Source organism: Cytobacillus sp. FSL R5-0377 (genome assembly GCF_038004385.1).
GTDB lineage: Bacteria > Bacillota > Bacilli > Bacillales > Cytobacillaceae > Cytobacillus.
In genome coordinates this window covers 3,077,016-3,101,050 of record NZ_JBBORA010000001.1, presented here as the reverse complement: position 1 = coordinate 3,101,050, position 24,035 = coordinate 3,077,016, and the positions used below count along the sequence as shown (strand labels likewise).

At 42.6% G+C, this 24,035-nt stretch carries 23 protein-coding genes, 1 other RNA gene and 1 riboswitch; of the genes, 4 read left to right on the top strand and 20 right to left on the bottom strand.

Annotation, left to right across the window (positions count from 1 at the left end; translation table 11 throughout):
• Nucleotides 1-34: 34 nt before the first annotated feature.
• A protein-coding gene (locus tag NSQ49_RS15750) for an IS1182 family transposase (protein WP_159871978.1) occupies nucleotides 35-1,383 on the bottom strand; the annotation gives its coding sequence in 2 pieces (ribosomal slippage) (nucleotides 35-819 and nucleotides 819-1,383; 1,350 coding nt in all).
• 138 nt (nucleotides 1,384-1,521) lie between these two features.
• The gene (locus NSQ49_RS15745) at nucleotides 1,522-2,349 is read right to left on the bottom strand and encodes a DUF2935 domain-containing protein (RefSeq protein WP_251284499.1); all 828 of its coding nucleotides are present in this window, start codon (nucleotides 2,347-2,349) and stop codon (nucleotides 1,522-1,524) included.
• 125 nt (nucleotides 2,350-2,474) lie between these two features.
• Between NSQ49_RS15745 and NSQ49_RS15740 the strand changes: the two genes are divergently transcribed.
• Nucleotides 2,475-2,606, top strand: a complete 132-nt coding sequence (locus tag NSQ49_RS15740; protein ID WP_268891651.1) for a hypothetical protein — start codon at nucleotides 2,475-2,477, stop codon at nucleotides 2,604-2,606.
• 38 nt (nucleotides 2,607-2,644) lie between these two features.
• On the opposite strand, the gene def is transcribed toward NSQ49_RS15740, so the two are convergent.
• Complete coding sequence (gene def, locus NSQ49_RS15735) at nucleotides 2,645-3,223, bottom strand: peptide deformylase (RefSeq protein ID WP_159863646.1); 579 nt, start codon at nucleotides 3,221-3,223, stop codon at nucleotides 2,645-2,647.
• 402 nt (nucleotides 3,224-3,625) lie between these two features.
• Here def and liaG point away from each other — a divergent pair, with 402 nt between their 5' ends.
• Nucleotides 3,626-4,480 (top strand): LiaG family protein, encoded by an 855-nt coding sequence (gene liaG, locus NSQ49_RS15730; RefSeq protein ID WP_159863647.1) that lies wholly within the window; start codon nucleotides 3,626-3,628, stop codon nucleotides 4,478-4,480.
• 384 nt (nucleotides 4,481-4,864) lie between these two features.
• Here the strand turns inward: liaG and NSQ49_RS15725 are convergent, their stop codons facing one another.
• Nucleotides 4,865-5,863, bottom strand: coding sequence for an LLM class flavin-dependent oxidoreductase (locus NSQ49_RS15725; protein ID WP_159863648.1), 999 nt, complete (start codon nucleotides 5,861-5,863; stop codon nucleotides 4,865-4,867).
• A 141-nt stretch (nucleotides 5,864-6,004) separates the two neighbouring features.
• Between NSQ49_RS15725 and NSQ49_RS15720 the strand changes: the two genes are divergently transcribed.
• Nucleotides 6,005-6,721: a 3-ketoacyl-ACP reductase gene (locus tag NSQ49_RS15720; RefSeq protein ID WP_159863649.1), complete on the top strand. Its 717-nt coding sequence runs from the start codon at nucleotides 6,005-6,007 to the stop codon at nucleotides 6,719-6,721.
• 90 nt (nucleotides 6,722-6,811) lie between these two features.
• Here the strand turns inward: NSQ49_RS15720 and NSQ49_RS15715 are convergent, their stop codons facing one another.
• Nucleotides 6,812-9,919: an MMPL family transporter gene (locus NSQ49_RS15715; RefSeq protein WP_159863650.1), complete on the bottom strand. Its 3,108-nt coding sequence runs from the start codon at nucleotides 9,917-9,919 to the stop codon at nucleotides 6,812-6,814.
• Between the two features lie 115 nt (nucleotides 9,920-10,034).
• Nucleotides 10,035-10,484, bottom strand: a complete 450-nt coding sequence (locus NSQ49_RS15710; RefSeq protein WP_251284500.1) for a MarR family winged helix-turn-helix transcriptional regulator — start codon at nucleotides 10,482-10,484, stop codon at nucleotides 10,035-10,037.
• 297 nt (nucleotides 10,485-10,781) lie between these two features.
• On the opposite strand from NSQ49_RS15710, the gene NSQ49_RS15705 reads away from it, so the two are divergent.
• Nucleotides 10,782-11,321 carry a flavodoxin family protein gene (locus NSQ49_RS15705; protein ID WP_251284501.1) on the top strand — a complete coding sequence of 180 codons (540 nt, stop codon included), beginning with the start codon at nucleotides 10,782-10,784 and terminating at the stop codon, nucleotides 11,319-11,321.
• 36 nt (nucleotides 11,322-11,357) lie between these two features.
• On the opposite strand, the gene NSQ49_RS15700 is transcribed toward NSQ49_RS15705, so the two are convergent.
• The 14 genes from NSQ49_RS15700 to tpiA all read right to left on the bottom strand — a co-directional run bounded on the left by NSQ49_RS15700 (nucleotide 11,358) and on the right by tpiA (nucleotide 23,998).
• Entirely contained in the window at nucleotides 11,358-12,458 is a 1,101-nt protein-coding gene (locus tag NSQ49_RS15700) for a mechanosensitive ion channel family protein (RefSeq protein ID WP_251284502.1), read from the bottom strand.
• Between the two features lie 99 nt (nucleotides 12,459-12,557).
• On the bottom strand, nucleotides 12,558-12,926 hold the full coding sequence (gene crcB, locus NSQ49_RS15695) for a fluoride efflux transporter CrcB (RefSeq protein WP_159863654.1): 369 nt from the start codon (nucleotides 12,924-12,926) through the stop codon (nucleotides 12,558-12,560).
• Entirely contained in the window at nucleotides 12,923-13,300 is a 378-nt protein-coding gene (locus tag NSQ49_RS15690; RefSeq protein WP_251284503.1) for a CrcB family protein, read from the bottom strand. The genes crcB and NSQ49_RS15690 overlap by 4 nt, the downstream gene beginning before the upstream one ends.
• 127 nt (nucleotides 13,301-13,427) lie before the next feature.
• A riboswitch (Fluoride riboswitch) is annotated at nucleotides 13,428-13,488 on the bottom strand.
• Between the two features lie 39 nt (nucleotides 13,489-13,527).
• Nucleotides 13,528-13,878: a hypothetical protein gene (locus NSQ49_RS15685; protein WP_251284504.1), complete on the bottom strand. Its 351-nt coding sequence runs from the start codon at nucleotides 13,876-13,878 to the stop codon at nucleotides 13,528-13,530.
• Between the two features lie 237 nt (nucleotides 13,879-14,115).
• On the bottom strand, nucleotides 14,116-14,580 hold the full coding sequence (locus NSQ49_RS15680) for a DinB family protein (RefSeq protein WP_251284505.1): 465 nt from the start codon (nucleotides 14,578-14,580) through the stop codon (nucleotides 14,116-14,118).
• Between the two features lie 140 nt (nucleotides 14,581-14,720).
• The gene (locus NSQ49_RS15675) at nucleotides 14,721-15,068 is read right to left on the bottom strand and encodes a VOC family protein (RefSeq protein ID WP_251284506.1); all 348 of its coding nucleotides are present in this window, start codon (nucleotides 15,066-15,068) and stop codon (nucleotides 14,721-14,723) included.
• Between the two features lie 291 nt (nucleotides 15,069-15,359).
• Nucleotides 15,360-15,719: a transfer-messenger RNA gene (ssrA, locus tag NSQ49_RS15670) on the bottom strand.
• 144 nt (nucleotides 15,720-15,863) lie between these two features.
• Nucleotides 15,864-16,331 carry an SsrA-binding protein SmpB gene (gene smpB / locus NSQ49_RS15665; RefSeq protein ID WP_009331807.1) on the bottom strand — a complete coding sequence of 156 codons (468 nt, stop codon included), beginning with the start codon at nucleotides 16,329-16,331 and terminating at the stop codon, nucleotides 15,864-15,866.
• A gap of 150 nt (nucleotides 16,332-16,481) precedes the next feature.
• Nucleotides 16,482-18,806 carry a ribonuclease R gene (gene rnr / locus NSQ49_RS15660; RefSeq protein WP_251284507.1) on the bottom strand — a complete coding sequence of 775 codons (2,325 nt, stop codon included), beginning with the start codon at nucleotides 18,804-18,806 and terminating at the stop codon, nucleotides 16,482-16,484.
• Between the two features lie 33 nt (nucleotides 18,807-18,839).
• A complete protein-coding gene (locus tag NSQ49_RS15655) occupies nucleotides 18,840-19,586 on the bottom strand; it encodes an alpha/beta hydrolase (protein ID WP_159863666.1) in 747 nt (248 codons plus the stop codon).
• Nucleotides 19,587-19,766: 180 nt separating this feature from the next.
• Nucleotides 19,767-20,000 carry a preprotein translocase subunit SecG gene (gene secG / locus NSQ49_RS15650; RefSeq protein ID WP_159863667.1) on the bottom strand — a complete coding sequence of 78 codons (234 nt, stop codon included), beginning with the start codon at nucleotides 19,998-20,000 and terminating at the stop codon, nucleotides 19,767-19,769.
• A 355-nt stretch (nucleotides 20,001-20,355) separates the two neighbouring features.
• A complete protein-coding gene (gene eno, locus NSQ49_RS15645) occupies nucleotides 20,356-21,651 on the bottom strand; it encodes a phosphopyruvate hydratase (protein ID WP_159863668.1) in 1,296 nt (431 codons plus the stop codon).
• 57 nt (nucleotides 21,652-21,708) lie between these two features.
• Nucleotides 21,709-23,244: a 2,3-bisphosphoglycerate-independent phosphoglycerate mutase gene (gene gpmI / locus NSQ49_RS15640; protein WP_159863669.1), complete on the bottom strand. Its 1,536-nt coding sequence runs from the start codon at nucleotides 23,242-23,244 to the stop codon at nucleotides 21,709-21,711.
• Nucleotides 23,237-23,998, bottom strand: a complete 762-nt coding sequence (gene tpiA, locus NSQ49_RS15635; RefSeq protein WP_159863670.1) for a triose-phosphate isomerase — start codon at nucleotides 23,996-23,998, stop codon at nucleotides 23,237-23,239. The genes gpmI and tpiA overlap by 8 nt, the downstream gene beginning before the upstream one ends.
• Nucleotides 23,999-24,035: the final 37 nt, after the last annotated feature.

The window sequence follows — 24,035 nt, the reverse complement described above, 5'->3', positions numbered from 1 at the left end:
GCTTTTTTTATGGAAAAACAATAGATCGCCACAATTATCCTAGCTTGGCTAGGTGAGTGGCGATCTTTTTCATATTCTGGCACGCTGCGGTGAGTAATACTTGCTCACTCGCATTGTGCAATCCCCGTAACCGGCAATAGCGAAGCCCATGCAGTTCTTTTGAATCTGCGAAGCTTCGCTCAACTTTCTCTTTTCTATATTTATAAAGAATTTTTCCGGAGAGGGAGAGTCTGTTTAGGCGCACTTTCTCTTTAAATTCTTCCCACACATGGCGTGTTAGGACCTTTTGTTTGTTCTTTGACCTTGTGCACTCCTTCAGGAGTGGGCATTCTGAACACTTTTTAGAATCAGACTTGTACTCTCTGTACCCTTCTCTTGTTGTTGTGCGATAAACTAGCTTCTGGCCATTTGGACAAACATAGATATCTTGTTCTTTATGATAGGTAAACTTCCATTTTGGAAATAATCCTTTGGTCGGCTGATATCTCCGATGTGCAATTACACCAAAAATGCTTCTGTCGTGAAGCCCTTTACAAATGGGATTCGTTAAATAACCTGAGTCGAGTGCCACTGCTTCTACTTTAAATCCAAAACGATCGATCTGACGATCCAATCTAGAAAGATAAGGGATAGAGTCATGGACATTTCCAGGAGTAACATAGGCATCCGTTATGATATTGAACTTCATATCCGTTGTTCGGTGGTCTAAGTAACAGAACATTTCCTGCTTATTTTCCCTGGACATGAATCCGCAATCTGGATCGGTTGTACTTTTTCGGATTTCCTTGGTCTCTGTCACCTCCTCTCTTTCTTTTAGCGCTTTTTTCCGTGGTTTGACCTGTCTTCCTCAATAGCTTTATTAAGTTCATCTATATATTCCCGAGTTTCAATTTCTACTTCTTCACGAGTGAATTTGTGCTTGTTTGCATTCGCTTTAAGGTGAGTGGAGTCAGTAAATAAAACTCTTCCACCGACCATTTTATGACTAATGGCTTGATGGACAATTTCATCAAAGATCTCTTGAAAAATATTTGTATCTTTAAAACGAGTTCGCCGGTTCCAACTGATGGTTGAATGGTCCGGAACAGGATCATTGAGCTTCAAGCCAAGGAACCATCGGTACGCCACATTCATCTGTACTTCCCGTTCTAATTGTCGTTCTGAACGGATGCCATAAAAGTAACCAATGAACATCATCTTAAAAAGCATAATGGGGTCCGAAGGACGCCCGTTATTCTCTGAATAGAAGGGACGGACTTTCTCCCCGATAAAAGAAAAATCTATGTACTTATCAACTTTTCTTAAAAGATGATCTTCAGGGACTAAATCTTCAATAAAAACAAATTCCGCTTCATTTTGTGATTCTCTTTTCGGTTTGAACATGCCATCCACCATCCTAAGTAAAATTAATTATATTATATCAAATTAACGCGGTGAATTAATAAAGTTAATGATAAAAATAAAAGCTGTCGAGAGTTTCTCGACAGCCTGACCCTCTTTCTAAAAGAGGGTTTTATGGGATTAAGAATAGGATGGTTTTTTTAAGGAACATTTTGATGCTTCTTCCGCCAGTTCAGGAGCGTAGAAACTCAGCTTTTTAATTAGATAGCAGGCTTCAGGGAAGTGATGTTCGAGAAATCTCAGTGTTGTTTTATTGAGGATCCTTTTGCCTGCGTATTTCTCGACTATCCCCTTAATGAATTCATTCATTTCAATCACAGTCAGCCCCACATCCCTGGCCAATGCCTGCTGTCGGGGAAACCCTGGCTGCGTAAACCGGAGATATCCTTTCATATGCCGGTTCTGTACCATAAACCCCTGAAAAATCCGGGTATACGTATCTGCCTGTTCATCTACAAATACCTCTATCGGATCGATTGAGTTTTTCAGAAGAATGATGTGTCCCAGCTGATCCTCCAGCCACAAATCCAGCAAATCAAAAAGAGATAGCGGCGGAGGTATAAGCCCTTTTGCATAATAAGAAAGCAGGCGTAAATATTCCTGATTTTCACTTAATGTACCGTTAAAATAGGTCGGCGAAAGATTTATATTAATCATGTTATTAATTCTCAGATTCTGAAGTTTTCCTTCAAATTGAAAATAGCCATTTGCAGCCGGCCATATCTCCAGGGCCATTGCAGCAGCTTCCTGTGAGTCTGCAGGTGCTGAAGTTGCTAACTGATTAAGCCTGGTCCAAAGGTTTCTGAAAGCCTGCCTGTAGTCATCCGCTCTTTTTATATACTTGCCTTCTGCCGGCGAAAGATGGTCCCTGACAAATATCGCGTGATCCTCAAGAATCTCCAGCCAAAATGCATGCTCCTCCCACGGCGTCAAAACTATTTCATTCATCCGATCCCCCCATCATTATCCTTTTAAATGTATATGCCATTTTAAAGGGAACAAGAAGGCCGGTCCGGATAAAAAGGAAGTAATTTAGAGAAAATAAAGAAGCATTTTATGAAAGGAGAATCCCAATGACCAAAAAATTCAATAAAGGCAGCAATAACCAAAATTCACCAAGAGGAAATCAATCCTCGATCAGCGGTGATAACAGCAAGGGCAATAAGAGGAATAAGGATCAAAAAGATAAGACTGATTTGGATTAAGAAAAAACCGGCTTCACATTGAAGCCGGTTTTTCAATCTCAAAAATGATCCATAACTGAGTTCTCCGGAATTTTGAACGGGTCGTTTTTATCAATTCGATCATAAAACATTATTCCGTTCAGATGGTCGATTTCATGCTGCATGATGATGGACGGAATCCCCTTAAACCGGAGTGTCACTTCATCGCCATCAAGATTATGCGCTTTTACTTTAATGCGCTCATAACGGGGCACATATCCTTTTACATCACGGTCTACAGACAGACAGCCTTCACCCTCAGGAAGAAAAATAACACCAACAGAGTGGCTGATTATTTTCGGGTTAATTACATAATGCTCCTGGGGCTCACCTTTCTCATTGGTAAAATAAGCAGTAAACATTCGCTTGTTCAGGCCAATTTGGTTAGCGGATAGCCCAATGCCCGGACGCAAACCATATTTCTTTGCAACAGCAGGGTCCTGGCTGTTCTTCAAATACTGCATCATTGCAATCAGTGTTCCGCGATCCTCCTCAGTTAAAGGCACTGGCACTTCCTTTGTAACTTCACGGAGAATTTGATCACCCTCACGCACAATATCCTTCATTGTAATAGTTGTATCAGCATTAAATTTACTCATAAATAAAAAATTCATCTACCTTTACTATTAGTGTTTTGAAAAGCTTCAAGTATTGGGTCATATTTATTATTTCTATGCAAGTGATTGTTTGCAAGTTTTTTCTTGTTTTTATCCTATCAACTTTTAAGCCGAAAACTGTTTTTATGTTAGCATTCGTGGCAGTGACATGTCCAATCCTTTGGACACAGCCTTATTGTTTTATTTAAATGGCTGTTCCTATTTATTCCTTTTATAATAAAGATAATAATACTTTTGGATCTTAAGGCATAATCTGCACAAATGTAATCCTATATACCATACGCCTCAAGTCTTAGCTGGAAATAAAACCGCGGCTCAATGTGCCTGAATTCGGATTAGCATAAAATAATATTAAGAAACTATTAGGAAAGCAGGGGATTCTCAGTGAAAAGGATTTTCGCCATTTTTATTATTTTAATCTGTTCATATATGCTCTTTACCGGCGTGAACAGCTTCTTCAGCTTCGGAGGAAGCAATACCGGAGCTTCTCTCAGCAAGAGAACGGATACGATCAGCATTGATGTATCAAGCTCAGATACCGTCATTATCCCTGATAAGGGAAATGAAGTTAGAGCGGAACTTGACGGTAAAGGGAAAGTGACCGTCAATAAGTCTGGAAACGAAATTCGTGTAGAATATAAGAGAAAGTGGCTGGATGGCTTTCAGTTTTTCAATAACAAAAGCAACCTGAGAATCTACATTCCGGAAGATTTCAATAAGTCCATGTCCATTCATGTAGGCTCCGGCCGTATGAATTTCGCCGGTGAATCCAAGAGCAAGCCTTTTGGGCTTGAGAGCCTGGATGTTAATATGAGCTCGGGAAAAGTCAGCCTGGCCAACATTAAGACAGATGAATTTGAACACGAAGGCTCATCAGGAATGATGGATGCAGATCATTTATTTGCCCGTTCAGGCGAAATAGATATGAGTTCAGGCAAAGTGAAAATCAGAAACTACCAGGGCAAGCTTGACGCTGGGGTCTCATCCGGGCAGCTCGATATAATGGTCGGCAAGCTGATTGACTCTATTAAAGTTGAAGCCAGTTCAGGATTTGTCCGCCTTGACTTGCCTGATGATGCTGACTTCACTTTAAAAGGCAAAGCAAGCAGCGGCCATATCAGCAGCAATTTCGAATTGGAAGATGAAAAACGTGATAAAAATGATATTTCCGGCAGGCATGGATCAGGGAAACATGACATCCGCATTTCTGTATCCAGCGGGAAAGCCGAAATTAATTAACTGCTGCATTGAAGTCCGGGAAACCGGGCTTTTTTTTGAGTATGATATCCATTCAAATAATCCGCTAAAAGAGAAGAATACACAATACCAAAAGGACAGGTTCATTGCCGGATGGAAGACAAGCAATCACTTATGTGGATAACTAAAAAAACGGGCAGAATGGGGATAACTTTTTGTCTCAATCTTGATTATTGTATGTGGATAACTCTATTGAACCTTCGGATTATCCACGCTGTGTGGATGAATTGGACAAAAATCACCTAAAGTTGTGGATACTTCTGAAAAATTAAAAAAATCAATGAATTAGTTATTCACATTCGAGTTAATGGAAAATACAAAATAAAAATACCCCTCAGACTGTGGATGAAATGGGGATTACTAGTTTCAGCTTAAGCCGATAACGTCGGCCAGCAGTTTGTACGAATTCAGCTTGCCTTGAAAGTCATGAATATTGGTAATGACCATAAACTCATCTGTTCTGTAGATTTCGCTGAGAGTCTTCAATTCTTCTTTTATTTTTGCCGGAGTACCAACTAACATCCGCTTCCGGTTTTCAGTCATTTTTTCTTTTTCCTCATGTATTAGCTGGGTATCTTCAGCTTCAATGCTTGAAATTAGTCTCGTATCTCTCCCTTCTTCAACTGCCAGAAGCCACATATCCTGGCTCAAAGCCAACCTCTCGGCCTCTTCCTGTGTTTCAGCACACACAACAAAAATGCACACATTTGCTTTCGGCTCAGATAAAGCCACTGAAGGCTGGAATTGACTGAAATATGTATCCAGTGCCCTCTTTCCATTGTCAGGATTGATAAAGTGCCCATATGTAAAGGCAACTCCATGTTCCGCTGCCAGTCTTGCTCCGCGGTGCGTGATTCCAAGAAGCCATAATAGGGCAGGATCTTCTGCCTGTGGAAAAGCTTGCACTTGCTGATAAGGATGGCCTTCTGGATGCTCTTTGTGTAAAAATCCCTGCAAATCCCTAAGCTGTCTCGGAAACTCATTCAGACTTTTCCTTACGCCATCTGTCAGAGCAAGCCGGGTGGATGCAGATCCCCCCGGAGACCTCCCGATGCCCAAATCGATCCGTCCCGGAAATAGAGTTTGAAGCACATTAAAGTTTTCGGCAATTTTATAAGGACTGTATTGCGGCAAAAGGATTCCGCCTGATCCGACCTTAATGCGGGTGGTGCCTGATGCAATATGGGAGATAAGAATTTCCGGTGAAGAGCCGGCCATTCCATTCGAATTATGATGCTCAGCTACCCAAAAACGGGTGTAGCCAAGCTCTTCTGCCACCTGGGCGAGCTTGACTGTTTTACGAAACGTTTCAGCTGCAGAATCCCCTTTTGCCACAACAGATTGATCCAAAACACTAAGCTTCATGAGAACTCCCCCTTTTAATGAAGATGATCTTATCACAAGGGGTGCAGCTTCCTCAACTGTCCCGGCTGCGCAAGCGGTTTATTAGGAAATTCACAGCCTTTCTGGTAGTATATGAATGATTTTTTTTAAGGAGGAAGGATAATGCATACTTTAAAAGGAAAAACCGCTCTCATCACAGGAGCAGGCCGAGGGATCGGGCGCGCCGCCGCTATTGCGCTGGCGAAAGAGGGTGTCCATATTGGTTTACTGGGCCGAACGATTGAAAATCTTGAAAAAGTGGCGGAGGAACTTAGCCAGTACGAGGTGAATGTATCTGCTGCCGCAGCCGATGTTGCAGATCTTGAAGCTGTTTCCCATGCAGTCGAGCATATAAAGTCAGACCTTGGCTCTGTGGATATCCTGATTAACAATGCCGGAATTGCCAAGTTCGGCGGGTTCCTGGAGCTATCCCCTGATGAGTGGGAAAGCATCATTCAGGTCAATTTGATGGGTGTTTATAATGTTACAAGAGCTGTTCTTCCTGAAATGATTGAACAAAAATCTGGAGACATTATCAACATTGCATCCACAGCCGGCCAAAAAGGAGCGCCTGTCACTAGTGCATACAGTGCATCCAAATTTGCTGTATTAGGCTTAACAGAGTCCCTGATGCTGGAGGTTCGAAAGCATAATATCCGGGTTAGTGCATTGACTCCAAGCACGGTTGCCACTGACCTTGCAATTGAAACAAACCTGACGGACGGCAATCCTGAAAAAGTCATGCAGCCTGAAGACCTCGCAGAATTCATGGTAGCACAGCTGAAATTGAACCCGCGGGTGTTTGTGAAAACTGCCGGCATGTGGTCGACTAATCCATAAATTTTTGATGAATCCCCAATCGTTTAAGGATTGGGGATCCTTTTTGAAAGAAACAAAAAGAGACTGCCGTAAAGACAGTCTCAGTTTAAGTTAATTTGTACTTCTTTTAAACGGCCACCAGTTTGCCTGGCCGAAGTTCTTGACCATAACTGGAATGAATAAAGGCAGCACAATCAGTGCGTAAAGCATTAATCCAATCAGAACAATAGACGCGATCTGCAATAAAGACAGCATTCCGGATGGCATCATTGCCGCGAATGTTCCTCCGAGAATGACCGCAGCTGAAATAATAACCGTACCCATCTTTTTCATGGATAAAAGCATGGCATCTGCGATAGAAAGGTCACGATATTCATTAAAACGGTCCATTAAGAAAATGCTGTAGTCTACGCCAAGCGCGACCAAAATAACAAATGCAAAGAATGGAACCGCCCAGCTGATGCCCGTGTATCCCAGCAGGTTTACGAAAATCGCTTCATTCATTGCCATGCTCGTATAATAGGTTAAAATTAGTGAACCAATTAAATAGATTGGCATGATGATAGACCTGAAAAGGAACACAAGGATGATCGAAATGCCCAGAAGCATTAATACGACTGTACGGGAGTAATCCTTATCAGACATTGTGCTCAAATCAGCATTGGTGCTTGTAATCCCGCCTACTGCGACAACCGCATTTTCAAGCTTAGTCCCTTTTGCCGCTCTTTCCACAGCATCCTTGATGTCATCGACCTGGTCAATGGCTTCGTTGGAATACGGATTTGCTTCAAGAACGACATCCATTGTCATAACTTTGCGATCCTCTGACAAGTAGACATCAAACACCTGGGCAAACTCGTCATCCTCCAGAACCTCAGGCGGCAAATAGAACCCATCCATATTATCCGACTTCGATAGACCTGCCAGGTAATCCTGTGCAGAACCAAGTCCTTCAGATACCTGCTCAAGTCCGTTTGCACTCTGGCCAAGTCCATCTGTCAGCTGACTTATTTGTCCTCCAAGGTCGCCAAATCCGGCAAGAAGCTGCTCCTGGCCACCGCTGATTCCAGTTAAACCATTTGTCAGCCTAGGAAAATTATCAACAATTTGTCCCTGGCCGTCGGCTAGCTGATTGAGTCCCGCCTGCTGAGCTTCGATTCCGTCGATTAGCTGCTGGAGGCCTGCAGAAAGCTTTGATTGTTCATTCAGGATCTTACCAAATCCATTATTTGCTTCCTTTAGTCCACCAGTTAACAGATTCAGTCCTGAATTCAACTCGGTTAAACCGCCTGTAAGCTCACCCAGGTTTGTCTGAATAGCCTGTTTGTAAGTTTGGTAGGTTTGATCTGTTTCTAAGTCAGCATAATTGGCCTCAAGGTGCTTATACAAGTTATCATTTGCTGTACTTATTTCACCAAGTCCAGAACCCACCTTAACATATCCTGCTTGCAGCTCTGTTAACTTATCGTGTGTAACCTGGTAACCATTTAATATTTTTTGGTAATTAGCTGTGAGTTGTTCCACTCCAGCCTTGGATTTTTCCAGCCCATCTTTAATTTGATCTGAACCTGCAGATCCCTGACGAATACCATCTTCAATTTTAGCAAGGTTTGTCTGTATTTCACTTAGACCCGACTTGATTTCATTGGTGCCGGAAATCAAGTCATTGATCCCCTTTGTGGCATTCTGCAGCTCTGGTTCTGATTTTGACAGTTCGCTGCTTGCTTCATTTAAGCCTTCTGAAATTTTGTTTAATCCGTCTTTTCCTTCTCCTAGGCCTTCTTCAAGCGTCTCCGCTTGTTTGGCTACAAAGAAGTCTTCGATCGGCTCTCCGGTTGGCCTTGTGACAGAACGAACTGTATCTACCAAGTCTACTTTCTCAAGCTCCCGGCTAATTTTTTCAGCCAGTCCTACATATTCTGCTGAATCCATTTCCTCATCATTTTTCAAGACGATCTGCGTCGGCATGGATTCTCCCGGCCCAAAGCTGTCTGCAATAGCATTAAACGCTTTAATGCTATTAACATCTCCACCGATTTCCTCAAGTGAGTTGTAAGAAAGTTCTCCATCATATGTCACCAGAAACGGCACACAAACGGCCGCTACAATAAGCAAGGCCAGGAATGGGCGAGCAAGCGAGAATCGTCCGACCGTACCCCATAGTTTGCTTTCACCATGCTCGGCACTCTTTTTCGATGGCCAAAAAATCTTCTGGCCCAGCACTGCCATAAAGAATGGCACAATCGTAAATAAAGCAATTAAGAGAATCGCTACACCGATGGCTACAGCTGCTGCTGACTGGTAAAGAATAAACTGTGAGAATCCAATCGCAGCAAACCCGATCATTACAGCCAGGCCGCTGAAAAATACTGTGCGGCCCGCATTTCGGTATGTTGCCACAATGGCGTCCGCTGTGCTTTCATTATAGGAAAGCTCTTCTTTAAAACGGCTTAGCAGCAGAATACAATAGTCTGTTCCAATCCCAAACAGAATCGCTACCAGGAAAATCTGGGTATAGTTTGAAATCGGAAAATCCAGCCTGTCTACTAAGAACGCCACAATGGATTGTGAAGCAAGATAAGTGAATCCTACTGTCATGAGCGGGATAATCGGCGCAACCACTGATCGGAAAACCAGAAGCAGTACAACCAGAATAAAGACGACTGTTATTCCTTCCGTCTTTTTCAATCCTTCCTGCGAACTGTTCATAAGATCCTCATTGATCAGCCATTCACTTGTATAATAGTAATCTACCTTGGCATCATCAATCGCACTATATAGCTCTTCACTCAGCTCAGCAGGTTCCCGGTCGTTCCAGCTTACATTGACAGATGCCAGAATAGACTTGCCATCCTCTGAAACAAGCTGATCTTTTAAGCTTTTTTCATTAAAATGAGTAAGAATTTCTGTTATGCCCAATTCATTGCTTTTGTCTTCAAGCATGCGGATAGCTTTTTCCGCTTCTTCGATTTCTTCTCCTGTAAGCTTTTTATCATTATGAAAAACAAGTGCGACCTGGGTCTCATCCCCGCCGCCTTCCTGTTTCTGCACTTCTTGCATGATATCCCCGGCAAGTGTGGAAGAATACTCTTCAGGAACAGTTATCTGACCTTTTTCACGGACAAGATCAGCCATGTTTGGCGCTGCCAGAAACAAACCGGCAGCCACTGCGATCCATACGACTATGACAAGCCATTTTCTTTTAATAATTGAGTACACTATTTAATCCCCCGTTTTGTTTTCTGATAGTGCAGAGAGGGCTTCCTCTCTGCTGATCGTTAGTTGAACCCATTGGTGACTCTTCGATGAGTGCCTGCGTCTAAAAGCGGGAATATTACTGCCCGTTTGATTGCGATAGGACTTGATCCAGTTTTTCAAAGGTTTCAATGAACTGCTGTATTTCGGTCTGTTCAAATTTATTTATCAGCGATTCTACCAGGATATGAATCTTTTCTTCTGCTCTCATGTAAAGCTCATTCCCTTTTTCGGTAAGTGTCAGATAGACGACTCTGCGATCATTTTCATCACGTGTCCGCTGAATCAGACCTTTTTCCCACATACGAGTAATCATTGCTGTAATCGCGCTCTTTTTTACATCGAACACTTCCGCAAGCTCTGACGAAGTACAGGAACCTGCCCGGTTTATGTACCTCAAGGTAAAATGCTGATCATTGGTCAGGTCGCTGCCAATCTGATTTTTCACAAGTGATGCAGCCTTTTTCTCAACAGAAAAAGAAACGGAAATATACCGGTCGACCAAATTCTTAATGTCAGGCACACTCATTTATATATTCACCTCGCCATTTGATTATTCTATTATTTAACTGTTCAATAGTTTAACTATTAACGTAGTTAACTTTAAGGGAGGTAAATTGGATTGTCAATAAAAAAAATCGCTCCTGCCTGTTTGCTGTTATCTAGTTTGAGCCTTTTTACTAAGCATCATATTCTCTGACAAAACTTCTTTGGCTGGGCATAGCGATTGGTGGCGTAATTATTAAATAAAGTTACTTTCTTTGCTTCCCAAATTAGTTTTATGTAAAATTCATAAAAAGACGATAGTAGTGAAGGGGCGATTTTAATGAAAGTATTGGCCTTGCTGGGCAGTACGAGAGAAAACGGAAATTCTGAGTATTTGGCTAAAAAGATTGTAGAAGGTACTGACCACACCCTGGTAAAATTAGCGGACCTGAATATTGAACCGATTGTGGATAAGAGGCATACTGATGGCGGCTTTACACCAGTCGATGACGACTATGAAGAATTAGTGCAGCAGATGCAGTCACATGATGTTTTTGTATTTGCCACCCCTTTGTATTGGTATGGCATGAGCGGTCCGATGAAGGATTTCTTTGATCGCTGGTCACAATATTTACGGGATGAACGATTTAACCTCAAAGAGGAGCTGGCTAAGAAGAAAGCTTACGTTGTTATCACAGGCGGCAGCAGCGCAAAAGTAAAAGGACTTCCCCTTGTTCAGCAATTTCAATACATATTTGATTTTGTCGGGATGGAATTTGCCGACTATATCATCGGCAGCGGAGTAAAGCCGGAAGAAGTGAGAGAAGATTCATTTGCATTAGTAAAGGCTGAACAATGGAATAAACTTTTCATAAAATAAAAAGGCGGGACTCTAAGTTCCGCCTTTTTTATCTTATTAGGTTTCCTGCCTCACTCTGATGTCTTTTTTCAGCTGGTTTTCACCTTCAGGATCCAAGTATAGCTTTCTGCTTGGCATAGCAACATATACACGCTCATTTTCAAGGATATCCATGATTTCAAAGTTGATTTCTTCCTTAATTTTCAGGAATTCTCCCCAGTTTGTTGTTTTAGTGAAGAAATAAAGGAAGATATCAAGCCCATTTTCTTTATAATCGTCAAAGGTGACAAAAATGGTTTCTGGATGAATATCGGGATGATTCTTTAACAGATACTCAATCTGCCCTATAACATTAGCCATTTGATCCTTAGTCGTATCATGAGTAACGCGCAATCTGAAGCTTATTTGCCTTTTTCCCATCTTGCTCCAGTTTGTAATTGATTCATTGGCTAAAGTAGCATTAGGAACTGTGACCAGCGCCTGTGCAAATGTCCTTACTCTGGTGCTCCGGAAAGAAATATCTTCAACCGTACCCTCTACGCTTGGCGTCATAATCCAATCTCCAATCGTGAACGGCTTTTCTGTAATAATGACAAATCCGCCAAACAAATTTCCCAGTACATCCTTGGCAGCAAAAGCAATGGCAACACCGCCTAATCCGAGCCCCGCTACAAACCCATTCACATCGTAGCCAAACTCCTGGGCAACAATGCTAAAACTAATAGCCACAATGATAACTCTCAATGCCTTGGAAATGAAAGGAATAAGAATGTTATCAATCTCAAGATTATACCTAACTTTTAAACTAGTAAAAAGGGCAGATGATGCGGCTGCCATATTGTATAATCCCCACGCAAGCAAAATAATGTATGAGGAGCTTATAATATCTAAAAACAAGGGGTTTTTTTGATTTAGATATGGAAAGTAACCAACAGACACATAGATCCCTATTATGATAAAAAAACCTTGAATCGGCTTTTGAAAAGATACAAATAGATGTGAGAAAAAGTCGTTTGGCGCTTTTCTGCTAATCTTTAATAAAAGAGTAAATACATATTTAGCGAAAAGCTTCCGGAAAATGAGAAACAGCAGAAAAATCCCAATGGATATTCCCAGGTCCAATAATTTATCATTTGTTAAATAAGATTCCCAAAACATTTTATTACCTCCTTGATGCTATTTGCTATCATAACATAATTCTCCGAGGCAGGTTATCATACAAACTTCCCTAAGTATATACAGAAAACTGTTACTTCTTTATTTGAGGAGGGATCCCAGTTCGATTCCCAGGAAGGCCAGAAGAATCCCGCCGCCATAGCTCAAAAAAGTATATAGAATAAGCTCCTTTTTCCTTTTATCCATGTGCAGCTGTATCGCCTCAAGCTTCAAGGTAGAAAAAGTGGTGAATGCCCCCATATACCCTGTGCCAAACAGCATAAAAAGACTTCCTTCTATTCCGGAGCCTACCATGACTCCAAGAAGAAGTGAACCAATTAAGTTAATGACAAGCGTGGCAGCGGGGAAATTCGACACAAACTTTTTACTAATGAACTGACTGACCCATAGCCGGGATATCGCACCAAAGAAGCCGCCTATCCCCACCATTAAAACATATAACGTACTCATTCGGCTTCTTCTCCTTTCCACACCTGAAACCCCCGTCGGCTCATCCATAATCCGCCAAAAAGGGAGGCTGCAACATAAACAACGGCCAGAGCTGTATTTCCATTGAGAAAGAGGGCTGCCGTTTCAACGCTTACTGTGGAAAAGGTGGTAAAAGATCCAACAAAGCCAGTTCCGATTGCTGTTTTTATATGAGCCGGCATTGAAGCACGCATCATCAGACCAGTCGTTAGCCAAGCCAAAAGAAAACTGCCAGCCAGATTAACCATCAAAGTAGCAAACGGAAAAACGGTGCTTTCATGAAAGAGAAGAACACCAATGCTATACCGTAAAGAGGCACCCAAAAAACCTGCTGCCCCTACCCATAAATAAATCATGCAGCTCCCTCCATATTCATTAGTCTGTACATATGAACAGCGCCTTGCCCTGTCGGCGCTTGCACTTAACGGTAATTGGCGTATATTTTTTTATTTTACAATAAAATGACTCCTGCCAGTTACTATATAACTGACAGGAGTCATTAGCCCAAAGGCGGTTATAGGGGAAATCCATCACCTAAAAAGGCGTAAATTTACAAACACCAGAAAAATTTTAAGATTTAAATTCATGGATCAATTTGTAATCGTTTTTTTATAAAAAAGGCTGAAAGCATCAGTCCATATAACAGATGGACTAAAAGCAATAAAGTGCGGGTAATGATTTGGGTTCTCTTCCAGCGGTATTTATTTATTATGAATAATAAGCTGACAGCTAAAAGAACGGAAATGATCAGGTGAAACACAAATTCGATTGATTCGGGAAAATGATAGTTTTTTAAAATCGGAAAATAATCCACATTTAACAGCAAAGTATAAACTTTTACTCCAGTGGATAACTCAATCATTTTCAGGAATAGGGCCAGAAAAAGTCCAGACAGCAATCCCCCAAAAATATCCTTTACCCTAAGTCTATTCATTATTTTTATCCTATCCATTGATTGCATACTGAAGAGAATATCCCTATTTATGATGTTCCTGGAGCTGTCATCATAAAGTCCTTTATTTCCTCAATTGTTAATTCCAGCTGTTAAGCTATTTTCAAAACGTCTACCTCACTTATCTTGAAACCCTGAATCGTTTCGGTACCCCTTATAAATAAAAGAGCGCTACCATTTTCTAGCGTAGCGCCATTTTATGTATGGAGGTCTCTTTTCTTACCTTGCCACACTGTTTATTTTTTTTAGCCCTTTAATCGTTCCTAAATGCATTCCTTCATGATACATCGTGAAATTCAGAAGCTCACCGATGGTTGATAGCGATTTAAATGATTCTGCAGATTTTTCATTTAGCTGTCCACCTAATGCTTCCTTCAGTTTTACGGGCTGTTCTTCAAGAAGCTGCTTCAACTCATCGAGTGTCGGCACTTCGCCTTGCCAATCGGCTGGCTTTGTCCCCGGAGCGAACAATTCAAGGCAGCGAGATGGCGTATCGATATTTTTCCCGCCAAATTTTGAAATCAAAGCATTCTGAACCGTGTAAATGTGGCCTAAATTCCAGCGGATTGTGTTGCGAAATCCTTCTGGCATTTGATCTGCCTGTTCTTCTGTTAAATTTTCCATTTCATTCAAAGTGTTTTGCCTGACTAAGTTTATTTGCTTGAAAATCATTTCTTCGTTCATAAAGCATGCTCCTTTCCTTTTCCTCATTTTATTATCTATTAATACAGTCTTCAACAATCTGGTCCCATTCATAAAGAATAGGCATAAGTCTTGCTGCAGAAATTGCGCCCGTTAGTTTTATAGCGAATAATTAGAACTCTCTATTTTTCCCAAAGCTCGACCAGTCTGCCTTCAGGATCTTTAATCCAAATAAACTTGCCAAACTCACTAGTCTCTTTTTCCTTTACGAGAGGTACACCAATTTGTTCAAGGTGCTTAATCGTCTCGTCCAGTTTATGAACTTGGAAATTTAACATGACTTGCTGTTCTTTGGGGAAGTAAGTGTCATCTTCAGTAAAGAAAGAAAAGATAGTTGCATTATCTGAACTGGGTTTAATAATAGTTCCATTCCAATTATCAATTTCAATCTTCAACACTTCACTGTACCATTTTTTTATAGCATCTAGATTTTTAGTCCTCCAAAATATTCCACCGAAACCTTTAATCATCGTATCCAACTCCTGTCTATCTTGAATTTATAATTATTAGCTGTTCTTATTCAAAAGCACGTGTTGTCTAAAGTACATTTCTTCATAAACTTGCATTTGAGTTAATCATTTTCCTATTATTTCTTCTATTTAAAATTTAACATATTTTTAATCAGTTGAGATTTAATTAATTGGAAAAACTATCATGGTTCAGTATTTATTGAAAACAAGCATAAAAAAAGCATAAAGTTTCCAAACGGAAATTTTATGCTTTACGTCACACAGACAATAAAAAACCACCAAATATGTATTTGGTGGAGACGGAGGGAGTCGAACCCTCGTCCAGAAATATCGGCACTTAAGCTTCTACGAGTGTAGTCGATATATTCGCAGTTCGCTGATCCTTATGCCTATCGACGGGCGTCCGGCCAGCTAGCCTGGTTGTTCTCTTCCTTCATCCTCAGGCGGTGGAATCCGGCGTAGCCCACTAAGAGTGAGTCCGCTACCCTACCACATGGGCGATGGAGGGGCGAACCGCTAAAGGCCTATTAGGCAGCTAAAGCGAAGTTGTTTTGAGTTTTGCCAGTTATTGGCTTTGACGTTTTAACGAGGCCGATCCCCTCGACTCGCAACCTAAGCTCGAACTATCCCTGTCGAATCCGTAGCGTCCCCATTATAAAAGGTCTGCGCCGAATCTTATTCAGCACGCTGACGTTCGGATAAGCTCGAAATAGATGAGCTAAAGTTTATGTCACTCGCTGTGACAATTACTATTATAACACACTGAACTCATTTTTCAATTGTAAGGTTCTGGATTTACATTTTCTGTCTTTCGCGGAAAGCACGCTCTACTTCACGCTTGGCTTCTTTCTTCTTCAGATCCTCACGCTTGTCATATTTCTTTTTACCACGCGCCAGGCCAATTAAAACTTTGGCATAACCATTTTTGAGGTACATTTTTAATGGAACGATTGAGTAGCCAACTTCCTTAGACTCACCAATCAGCTTGCTGATTTCTTTTCTGTGCAAGAGAAGCTTTCTGGTCCTTAGCGGGTCATGATTGTAGCGGTTCCCCTGCTCATAAGGACTGACATGCATGCCGAAAAGATAGATTTCATTATTTTGAATTCTGGCATATGAGTCCTTCAGATTCACTTTGCCCGCACGGATCGATTTAATCTCTGTCCCCTGCAGAACAATGCCCGCTTCATATGTTTCTTCTATAGCATAGTCATGATATGCCTTTTTATTTTGCGCAACCATTTTGCCAGTTCCTTTTGGCATATTAAATCCCCCTTTGCTCCCTTTTCCTGTAATCAGGAAATGCAGCATCCGTTCTCTAGCGGTTCCTCTATTATAGCAAAATTGCGGGCCCCTCTCAACGCGGAGCCCTGCCAGGAAGGAAAGAGAGAGCCTCAAAGGCCCTCCCGCTTTTTAACGCTTCTTTTTCTTCCGCTTTGCTTTCGGCGCATTCTCGTAATGTTTTTTCTCTTTTTTCTTTCTCGGGCCGCCTGAACTGTTTCCTTTTCCTTGGTCAGACTTCCCTCTGCGAGGCTTTTTCTCTGTGCTGCCTGTCTTGAACACCTTTGGCGCTTCACGGGTTTCCCGTCTGCGGGTTCCCTTCATGCCGACGATTTCAAAATCAATCGAGCGTTCATCCTTGTTAACATTTACGACACGGACCGTAATCTCGTCGCCAATGCGGAAGACATTACCCGTACGCTCCCCGATCATTGCCATCTGGCGTTCGTCATAGCGGTAATAATCATCCGTCATATAGCTGACGTGGATAAGACCTTCAATTGTGTTAGGAAGCTCGACAAACATGCCAAAGTTTGTAACAGAGCTGATGATCCCATCATATTCCTCGCCGATTTTATCAGCCATATATTCCGCTTTCTTCAGCTCGTCTGTTTCGCGTTCCGCTTCAACTGCACGGCGTTCCATATTGGAAGAGTGCTCCGCAATATCCGGCAGCTGCACGTTCCATTTTTCCCTTGTCGCCTGATCCAGCTTACCTTCAATTAAATAAGTGCGGATAAGTCTGTGGACAATTAAGTCCGGGTAACGGCGGATCGGTGATGTGAAGTGTGTGTAAAACTCTGTTGATAACCCGAAGTGCCCAAGGCTCTCTTCAAAGTACTTCGCCTGCTGCATTGACCGGAGCATCACTGTACTTACAACCATTTCTTCCGGTTTTCCCTGAACCTCTTCGATAATTTCCTGAAGTGCCCGCGGGTGAACAGAATTAGCTGTTCCTTTTACAATATAGCCGAAGTTTGTGATAAACTCGAAAAATCTTCTGAGCTTATCTTCCTTCGGATCTTCATGAATACGGTAGATAAACGGCACATCCATCCAATGGAAGTGCTCAGCAACCGTTTCATTCGCTGCCAGCATAAACTCTTCAATCAGGCGCTCCGCAATCGAGCGTTCGCGCAAAGCGACATCTGTCGGGTTGCCATCTTCATCCACAATAACCTTCGCTTCTTTAAAATCAAAGTCGATGGCTCCGCGGTGCATTCTTTTTTTACGAAGGATCAGAGAAAGCTCCTTCATCAGCTCAAACATCGGCACAAGAGATTGATACCTGTTGATAAGTTCCTCGTCCTGCTCTTCCAGGATCTTATTCACATCTGAATAAGTCATTCGCTCCGTTGTTTTAATCACACTCTGGAAAATCTCGTGATTCACCACTTCCCCATCCGATGTGATTTCCATCTCACAGGAAAGGGTAAGCCGGTCTACCTTCGGATTCAATGAGCAAATGCCATTTGATAATCGATGCGGTATCATCGGGATGACCCGGTCCACTAAATACACAGAGGTTGCCCGCTCCTCAGCTTCCCTGTCAATCGGAGAATCCTCACGTACATAGTATGTGACATCGGCAATATGAACGCCCAGCTTGTAATTGCCGTTATCCATTTTCTTAACCATTACTGCATCGTCAAGATCCTTTGCATCTGCACCGTCTATTGTGACAATGACTTCGTTTCTCAAGTCACGGCGGTTTTCAAGCTCACTTGGATCAATCGTATCCGGCGTTTCCTCGGCCTGCTTAAGCACCTCTTCCGGAAACTCAAGCGGAAGGCCATGTTTGTGAATAACAGACAGAATATCCACACCCGGATCGTTTTTATGCCCAAGTATGTCGATAACTTCTCCTTCTGCACTCTTTCTGCCTTCTGGATAAGTCGTCAGTTTTACAACGACCTTGTGTCCTTCCACAGCCCCCTTAGATGCTGCTTTAGGGATAAAAATATCGCTGGCAAACTTTTTATCATCCGGAATGACAAATCCAAAATGCTTGCTTTCCGTATAGGTTCCGACAATTTGTGTGACACCGCGCTCTAAGATGCGCACAATCGTGCCTTCCCGCCTCTGGCCTGAACTTTCAGTCGTCACACGGGCAAGAACAATATCGCCATTTAAGGCATTATTTGTTTCATTGGGCGGAATAAATATATCATCCATTCCCTGCTCTTCCGGAATAACAAAGGCAAACCCCTTTGCATGGCCGGAAAGCTTCCCGCGGATCAGGTTCATTTTTTCCGGGAGGCCATAGCGGTTGCTTCTCGTTCTGACGACAAGCCCTTTTTCCTCCATGACAACAAGCGCCTTGACGAAATCCTTGAAGCCTGTGGAATCCTCAATTCCAAATGCAGCCTCCAGCTCCTGGACCGTCAATGGCTTATATGCTTCATCTTTCATGTAATGAAGCAGCTTGTCGATCAGCTGTTGTATATTATTTTCCATATCTTCTTCCCTCCTTGGGGAGATTATTTGTTTTTATTCTTCCCAATCAAGCTGCTCTAAAAACTCATAAACATCTTCATGCAGCTGGTCACGCTCTTTATCAAGAGTAATGACGTGCCCGGATTCTTCATACCACTTCAGCTTTTTTAAGTCATTCTCCACTTCATTGAAAATGATGTTAGCACTATCGGTATTGATCATATGATCATGACGTGCCTGTACAACAAATGTTGGAGAGTAAATCATATCCACATGATTGCGCACATCCGCGATCAGTTCCTGGAGTGCCTTTAATGTATTCATCGGTGTTTTCTGAAACTCTTGCATTTCCTGCTCAATTTGGTCTTCCGTCTTTCCTTCAAGTCTTTTATATTCTCTTGCATAGCTCAGAATTCCTTCATACATGACTTCTTCGCTTTTTATGTACATAGGTGCGCACATCGGGACAATACCCTTTACAGGTACAGTGTAACCTAATTTAAGGGAAAATACGCCGCCAAGGGAAAGTCCGGCCACCGCAATTTCATTATGTCCCTTGTTTTTTAGAAATTCGTACCCTTCCATGACATCTTTCCACCAATCTTCCGGGCCTGTATGAACAAGCTCTTCAGGCGGAACCCCATGTCCCTTATATTGCGGTGCATGGCAGGTGTAGCCCTTAGTCTCAAGAAACCTCGCCATCATTCGTACATCTGCTGTATTTCCAGTAAAGCCATGCAGGAGCAGGACTGCTCTTTTTCCATTTCCAAATGTAAACGGTTTTGGTGCAACAACTCTCATTGATAAAACTCCTTTTACCTTTATAATTCCTATAATTTTATTAATCAAACGTTTGATTGAATCCGCATTCCTTATTTTTAGCAAACAGAGGGAGAACATGCCAATAAAAAGCATTCTTAAGGGCATCTGCCAATAAAAAAATAAAAGCCTGACCTTCTGAAGGCCAGGCGCTGCATTCATTTATATTGCAAAATAAGATACTAAAACAGTAAGGATAAAGAATAAAACAGAAAGAACCACCGTGACGCGGTGAAGAACCAGATCAATACCTCTCGCTTTTTGCTTTCCAAAAAGCTGCTCAGCCCCACCTGAAATGGCACCGGAAAGACCTGCGCTTTTACCAGACTGAAGGAGTACAACTACAATAAGAGCAATCGAAACAATGACTAAAAGGGTAATCAATAATGTATGCATGAAGCCACCTCCTGAAAACGTACAATCACATTATTCTTAATTTATCACATTTTGGTGGTATTCACAATAGAATTTTAAGGCTCGACACAAGAGGATGGGCTATATAGTGCACTTTCAGGCGGTTTTACGTGCAAAAGCACTCAAAATCTGTTTTAGATTTACTTGAATAACTAGTTTATGTGCGGATAGCACCGTTTTTTGTGCGGATAGCACCGTTTTTTGTGCGGATAAAATTTTTTATGTGCGCAAAGCATGAGTTTTTGTGCGGATAAATATTTTATATGCGTTCAGATAGCTCCGAGCCTTTTCCCATCAAAAAACAGCCGCCCCACCCGGGACGGCTGCACAAGCAAAATTACTTGCTCAAGTTATAGAAAGATTTTAAGCCATCGTATACAGCTAAATCGCCAAGCTCGTCTTCGATGCGAAGAAGCTGGTTGTATTTCGCGATACGGTCTGTACGTGACATAGAACCAGTTTTGATTTGGCCAGCGTTTGTTGCAACAGCGATGTCAGCAATTGTCGCGTCTTCTGTTTCACCGGAACGGTGAGATACAACTGCAGTGTAGCCTGCACGCTTTGCCATTTCGATAGCTTCGAACGTTTCAGTTAATGTACCGATTTGGTTTACTTTGATCAGGATTGAGTTGCCTACTCCCTGCTCGATACCTTGAGCAAGCTTCTTCGTGTTTGTAACGAATAAGTCATCACCAACAAGCTGAACTTTTCCGCCAATGCGGTCAGTTAATAGTTTGTGGCCTTCCCAGTCGTTTTCATCAAGACCATCTTCAATTGAGATGATTGGGAACTCATTTACAAGCTCTTCGTAGAAGTTGACCATATCTTCAGAAGTTAAGCCAGTGCGGCCTTCTCCTGCAAGATCGTATTTGCCTGTTTCTTTGTTGTAGAACTCGGAAGAAGCAACGTCCATTGCAAGGTAGATATCTTTACCAGCTTCGTAGCCAGCATTAGAGATCGCTTCGATGATAACTTCAAGCGCTTCACGGTTAGAACCAAGGTTTGGAGCAAAACCGCCTTCGTCACCTACAGCTGTATTTAGTCCTTTGCCAGATAAAACTTTCTTTAATGAATGGAATACTTCAGCACCCATGCGGATAGCTTCTTTGAAAGTAGGCGCTCCTACAGGCATGATCATGAATTCCTGGAAGTCCACATTGTTGTCAGCATGAGATCCGCCGTTGATGATGTTCATCATTGGTGTTGGAAGCTGCTTCGAGTTGAAGCCTCCAAGGTAACGGTATAAAGGAAGTCCTACAGACTCAGCAGCTGCATGTGCACAAGCCATAGATACGCCAAGGATAGCGTTAGCGCCAAGCTTGCCTTTGTTTTCAGTTCCATCTAATGCGATCATTGTGCGGTCGATGCCAACCTGGTCTGTTACGTCCAAGCCGATTACAGCTTCTGCAATCAGGTTGTTCACGTTATCTACCGCTTTTTGAACACCTTTTCCAAGGTAGCGGGACTTGTCGCCGTCACGAAGCTCTACTGCTTCGTGCTCACCAGTGGATGCTCCAGAAGGAACAATCGCGCGTCCGAAAAATCCTGACTCTGTTAAAACTTCAACTTCAACTGTTGGGTTACCGCGGGAATCCAATACTTCACGTGCGTATACTTGTTCGATAAATGGCATAGTAATTCTCTCCTTTATGGTAAAAAGTTATTTTCGACAAAATTCGGGTGGTGCCTGTCACTTTTTCAGTAATGATGTTCCTGTCATTTCAGCCGGTTTTTCTAGTCCAAGCAGGTCCAGAACAGTTGGAGCTAGGTCTCCTAGAATTCCGTCTGTTCGTAGTTCTGAGCCATCCTGTGTGACGATGACCGGAACCGGATTTGTTGTGTGGGCAGTCATCGGACTGCCTTCCAGTGTAATAACCTCGTCGGCATTTCCATGGTCAGCTGTGATGATCGCTTTTCCGCCTTTTGAAATAATCAGGTCAACAATTTTTCCAAGACATTCGTCAACCGTTTCAACCGCCTTAATTGTAGGCTCAAGCATACCTGAATGCCCCACCATATCCGGGTTGGCAAAGTTCAGGATGATCGCATCGAATTTGTCAGCTTCTACTTCCTTCAGCAACGCGTCCGTCACTTCATAAGCACTCATTTCAGGCTTAAGGTCATAGGTAGCTACTTTTGGTGAGTCGATCAGAATCCGCTCTTCGCCAGGGAACTTCTCTTCCCGTCCGCCGCTCATAAAGAACGTCACATGAGGGTATTTCTCTGTTTCTGCAATGCGCAGCTGTTTTTTTCCGTTTTGCGCCAATACCTCACCAAGGGTATTATCAAGGTTCGTCGGTTTGAACGCAACATATCCGTCAACCGTTTCACTGAAGTGGGTTAAACATACGAAAAACAAGTTCTCCGGATGTCCTGGCCCTCTATCAAAGGAACGGAAGTCTTTGTTTGTAAAAGTGTTCGAAATCTGAATTGCCCGGTCAGGACGGAAGTTATAGAAAATAACTGCATCATCCTTCTTAACCGTTGCAACCGGCTTGCCATCTTCTGCTGTAATGACAGATGGAATGACGAACTCATCAAAGATACCATTTTTATAGTTATCTTCAACTAAATCCAGGGGATCGCTATAAGCAGGGCCATCGCCATACACCATGGAACGGTAAGACTTTTCCACACGCTCCCAGCGTTTGTCGCGGTCCATCGAATAATAACGGCCGGAGATCGTCGCAAATTTGCCGACTCCGTACTCCTTCATTTTTTCCTGTGTTTCTTTAATGTAGCCTGCTGCCGTTTGCGGGCCAACATCACGTCCATCAAGGAATCCATGAACATAGACATTCTTAACGCCTTCTTCAGCGGCCATGCGAAGCAGTGCGAATAAATGCTGAATATGGCTGTGAACGCCTCCATCTGAAAGAAGTCCCATCAAATGAAGATCCGTGCCAGTTTTTTTCACATGGTCAAGCGCAGAACGGAAAGTATCGTTTTTCTCAAACTGCCCTTCACGAATGGCCACGTTCACTCTTGTAAGACTCTGATAAACAATCCGGCCTGCGCCGATGTTTAAGTGTCCTACTTCAGAGTTTCCCATTTGCCCTTCCGGAAGACCTACTGCTTCCCCGCTTGCTGTCAGCGTTGCGTTAGGGTAGGTATTCCAGTAGCGTTCGAAGTTTGGTTTCTTTGCCTGGGCAACGGCATTTCCCATCCGCTCGCCACGCAATGCGAAACCATCTAAGATGATTAATGCAACTGGAGATTTACTCATTCTTGCCTGCCTCCAATAATTGAAGAAAGTCTGTAGGCTGTAAGCTCGCGCCGCCTACAAGAGCTCCGTCAATATCAGGCTGGCTCATATATTCTTTGATGTTTCCAGGCTTTACACTGCCGCCGTACTGAATGCGGACTGCATCTGCTGCAGCCTGTGAAAATTGCTTTGCAACAACTGAACGGATATGGGCACATACCTCATTCGCATCTGCAGAAGTAGAAGATTTGCCTGTTCCGATTGCCCAGATTGGCTCATAAGCAATAACCGTTTGTTTTACCTGTTCTTCTGTTAAGCCAGCCAGGGCCTTCTCAACCTGAGAGCCTACTAGGTCCATGGTTTCGCCATTTTCCCGCTGTTCTAAAGATTCGCCGACACAAACGATTGGCGTTAAATTGTGTTTGAATGCAGCCAATGTCTTTTTATTAACGGACTCGTCTGTTTCATTAAACATTTCACGTCGCTCAGAATGTCCAAGGATTACGTATTTAACCCCAAGGTCTTCAAGCGCGACCGGGCTGATTTCGCCTGTGAAAGCGCCACTTTCCTCAAAGTGCATGTTTTGCGCTCCGATTTCAACATCGGATCCCTTTGAGCTTTCAGCAAGGCGCTCCAGGAATAGCGCAGGTGCACATACAACTGTATCTACCTGCTCTTTCCCAGGCACTAAGCCACTGATTTCTTCAAGAAAGACTTTCGCTTCCGGAAGTGTTTTATGCATTTTCCAGTTTCCAGCAATAATTGGTTTGCGCATGGTGCACGTCCTTTCATGCATTTTAATAGTGTCTTGT

Excerpts from the sequence above, each read along its gene's own strand:
- NSQ49_RS15745 (WP_251284499.1), bottom strand. The coding sequence starts at position 2,349 with ATGAATGAAATAGTTTTGACGCCGTGGGAGGAGCATGCATTTTGGCTG.
- NSQ49_RS15740 (WP_268891651.1), top strand. The coding sequence starts at position 2,475 with ATGACCAAAAAATTCAATAAAGGCAGCAATAACCAAAATTCACCAAGA.
- def (WP_159863646.1), bottom strand. The coding sequence starts at position 3,223 with ATGAGTAAATTTAATGCTGATACAACTATTACAATGAAGGATATTGTG.
- NSQ49_RS15725 (WP_159863648.1), bottom strand. The coding sequence starts at position 5,863 with ATGAAGCTTAGTGTTTTGGATCAATCTGTTGTGGCAAAAGGGGATTCT.
- NSQ49_RS15720 (WP_159863649.1), top strand. The coding sequence starts at position 6,005 with ATGCATACTTTAAAAGGAAAAACCGCTCTCATCACAGGAGCAGGCCGA.
- NSQ49_RS15710 (WP_251284500.1), bottom strand. The coding sequence starts at position 10,484 with ATGAGTGTGCCTGACATTAAGAATTTGGTCGACCGGTATATTTCCGTT.
- NSQ49_RS15705 (WP_251284501.1), top strand. The coding sequence starts at position 10,782 with ATGAAAGTATTGGCCTTGCTGGGCAGTACGAGAGAAAACGGAAATTCT.
- NSQ49_RS15700 (WP_251284502.1), bottom strand. The coding sequence starts at position 12,458 with ATGTTTTGGGAATCTTATTTAACAAATGATAAATTATTGGACCTGGGA.
- crcB (WP_159863654.1), bottom strand. The coding sequence starts at position 12,926 with ATGAGTACGTTATATGTTTTAATGGTGGGGATAGGCGGCTTCTTTGGT.
- NSQ49_RS15690 (WP_251284503.1), bottom strand. The coding sequence starts at position 13,300 with ATGATTTATTTATGGGTAGGGGCAGCAGGTTTTTTGGGTGCCTCTTTA.
- NSQ49_RS15685 (WP_251284504.1), bottom strand. The coding sequence starts at position 13,878 with ATGAATAGACTTAGGGTAAAGGATATTTTTGGGGGATTGCTGTCTGGA.
- NSQ49_RS15680 (WP_251284505.1), bottom strand. The coding sequence starts at position 14,580 with ATGAACGAAGAAATGATTTTCAAGCAAATAAACTTAGTCAGGCAAAAC.
- NSQ49_RS15675 (WP_251284506.1), bottom strand. The coding sequence starts at position 15,068 with ATGATTAAAGGTTTCGGTGGAATATTTTGGAGGACTAAAAATCTAGAT.
- smpB (WP_009331807.1), bottom strand. The coding sequence starts at position 16,331 with ATGCCAAAAGGAACTGGCAAAATGGTTGCGCAAAATAAAAAGGCATAT.
- rnr (WP_251284507.1), bottom strand. The coding sequence starts at position 18,806 with ATGGAAAATAATATACAACAGCTGATCGACAAGCTGCTTCATTACATG.
- NSQ49_RS15655 (WP_159863666.1), bottom strand. The coding sequence starts at position 19,586 with ATGAGAGTTGTTGCACCAAAACCGTTTACATTTGGAAATGGAAAAAGA.
- secG (WP_159863667.1), bottom strand. The coding sequence starts at position 20,000 with ATGCATACATTATTGATTACCCTTTTAGTCATTGTTTCGATTGCTCTT.
- eno (WP_159863668.1), bottom strand. The coding sequence starts at position 21,651 with ATGCCATTTATCGAACAAGTATACGCACGTGAAGTATTGGATTCCCGC.
- gpmI (WP_159863669.1), bottom strand. The coding sequence starts at position 23,244 with ATGAGTAAATCTCCAGTTGCATTAATCATCTTAGATGGTTTCGCATTG.
- tpiA (WP_159863670.1), bottom strand. The coding sequence starts at position 23,998 with ATGCGCAAACCAATTATTGCTGGAAACTGGAAAATGCATAAAACACTT.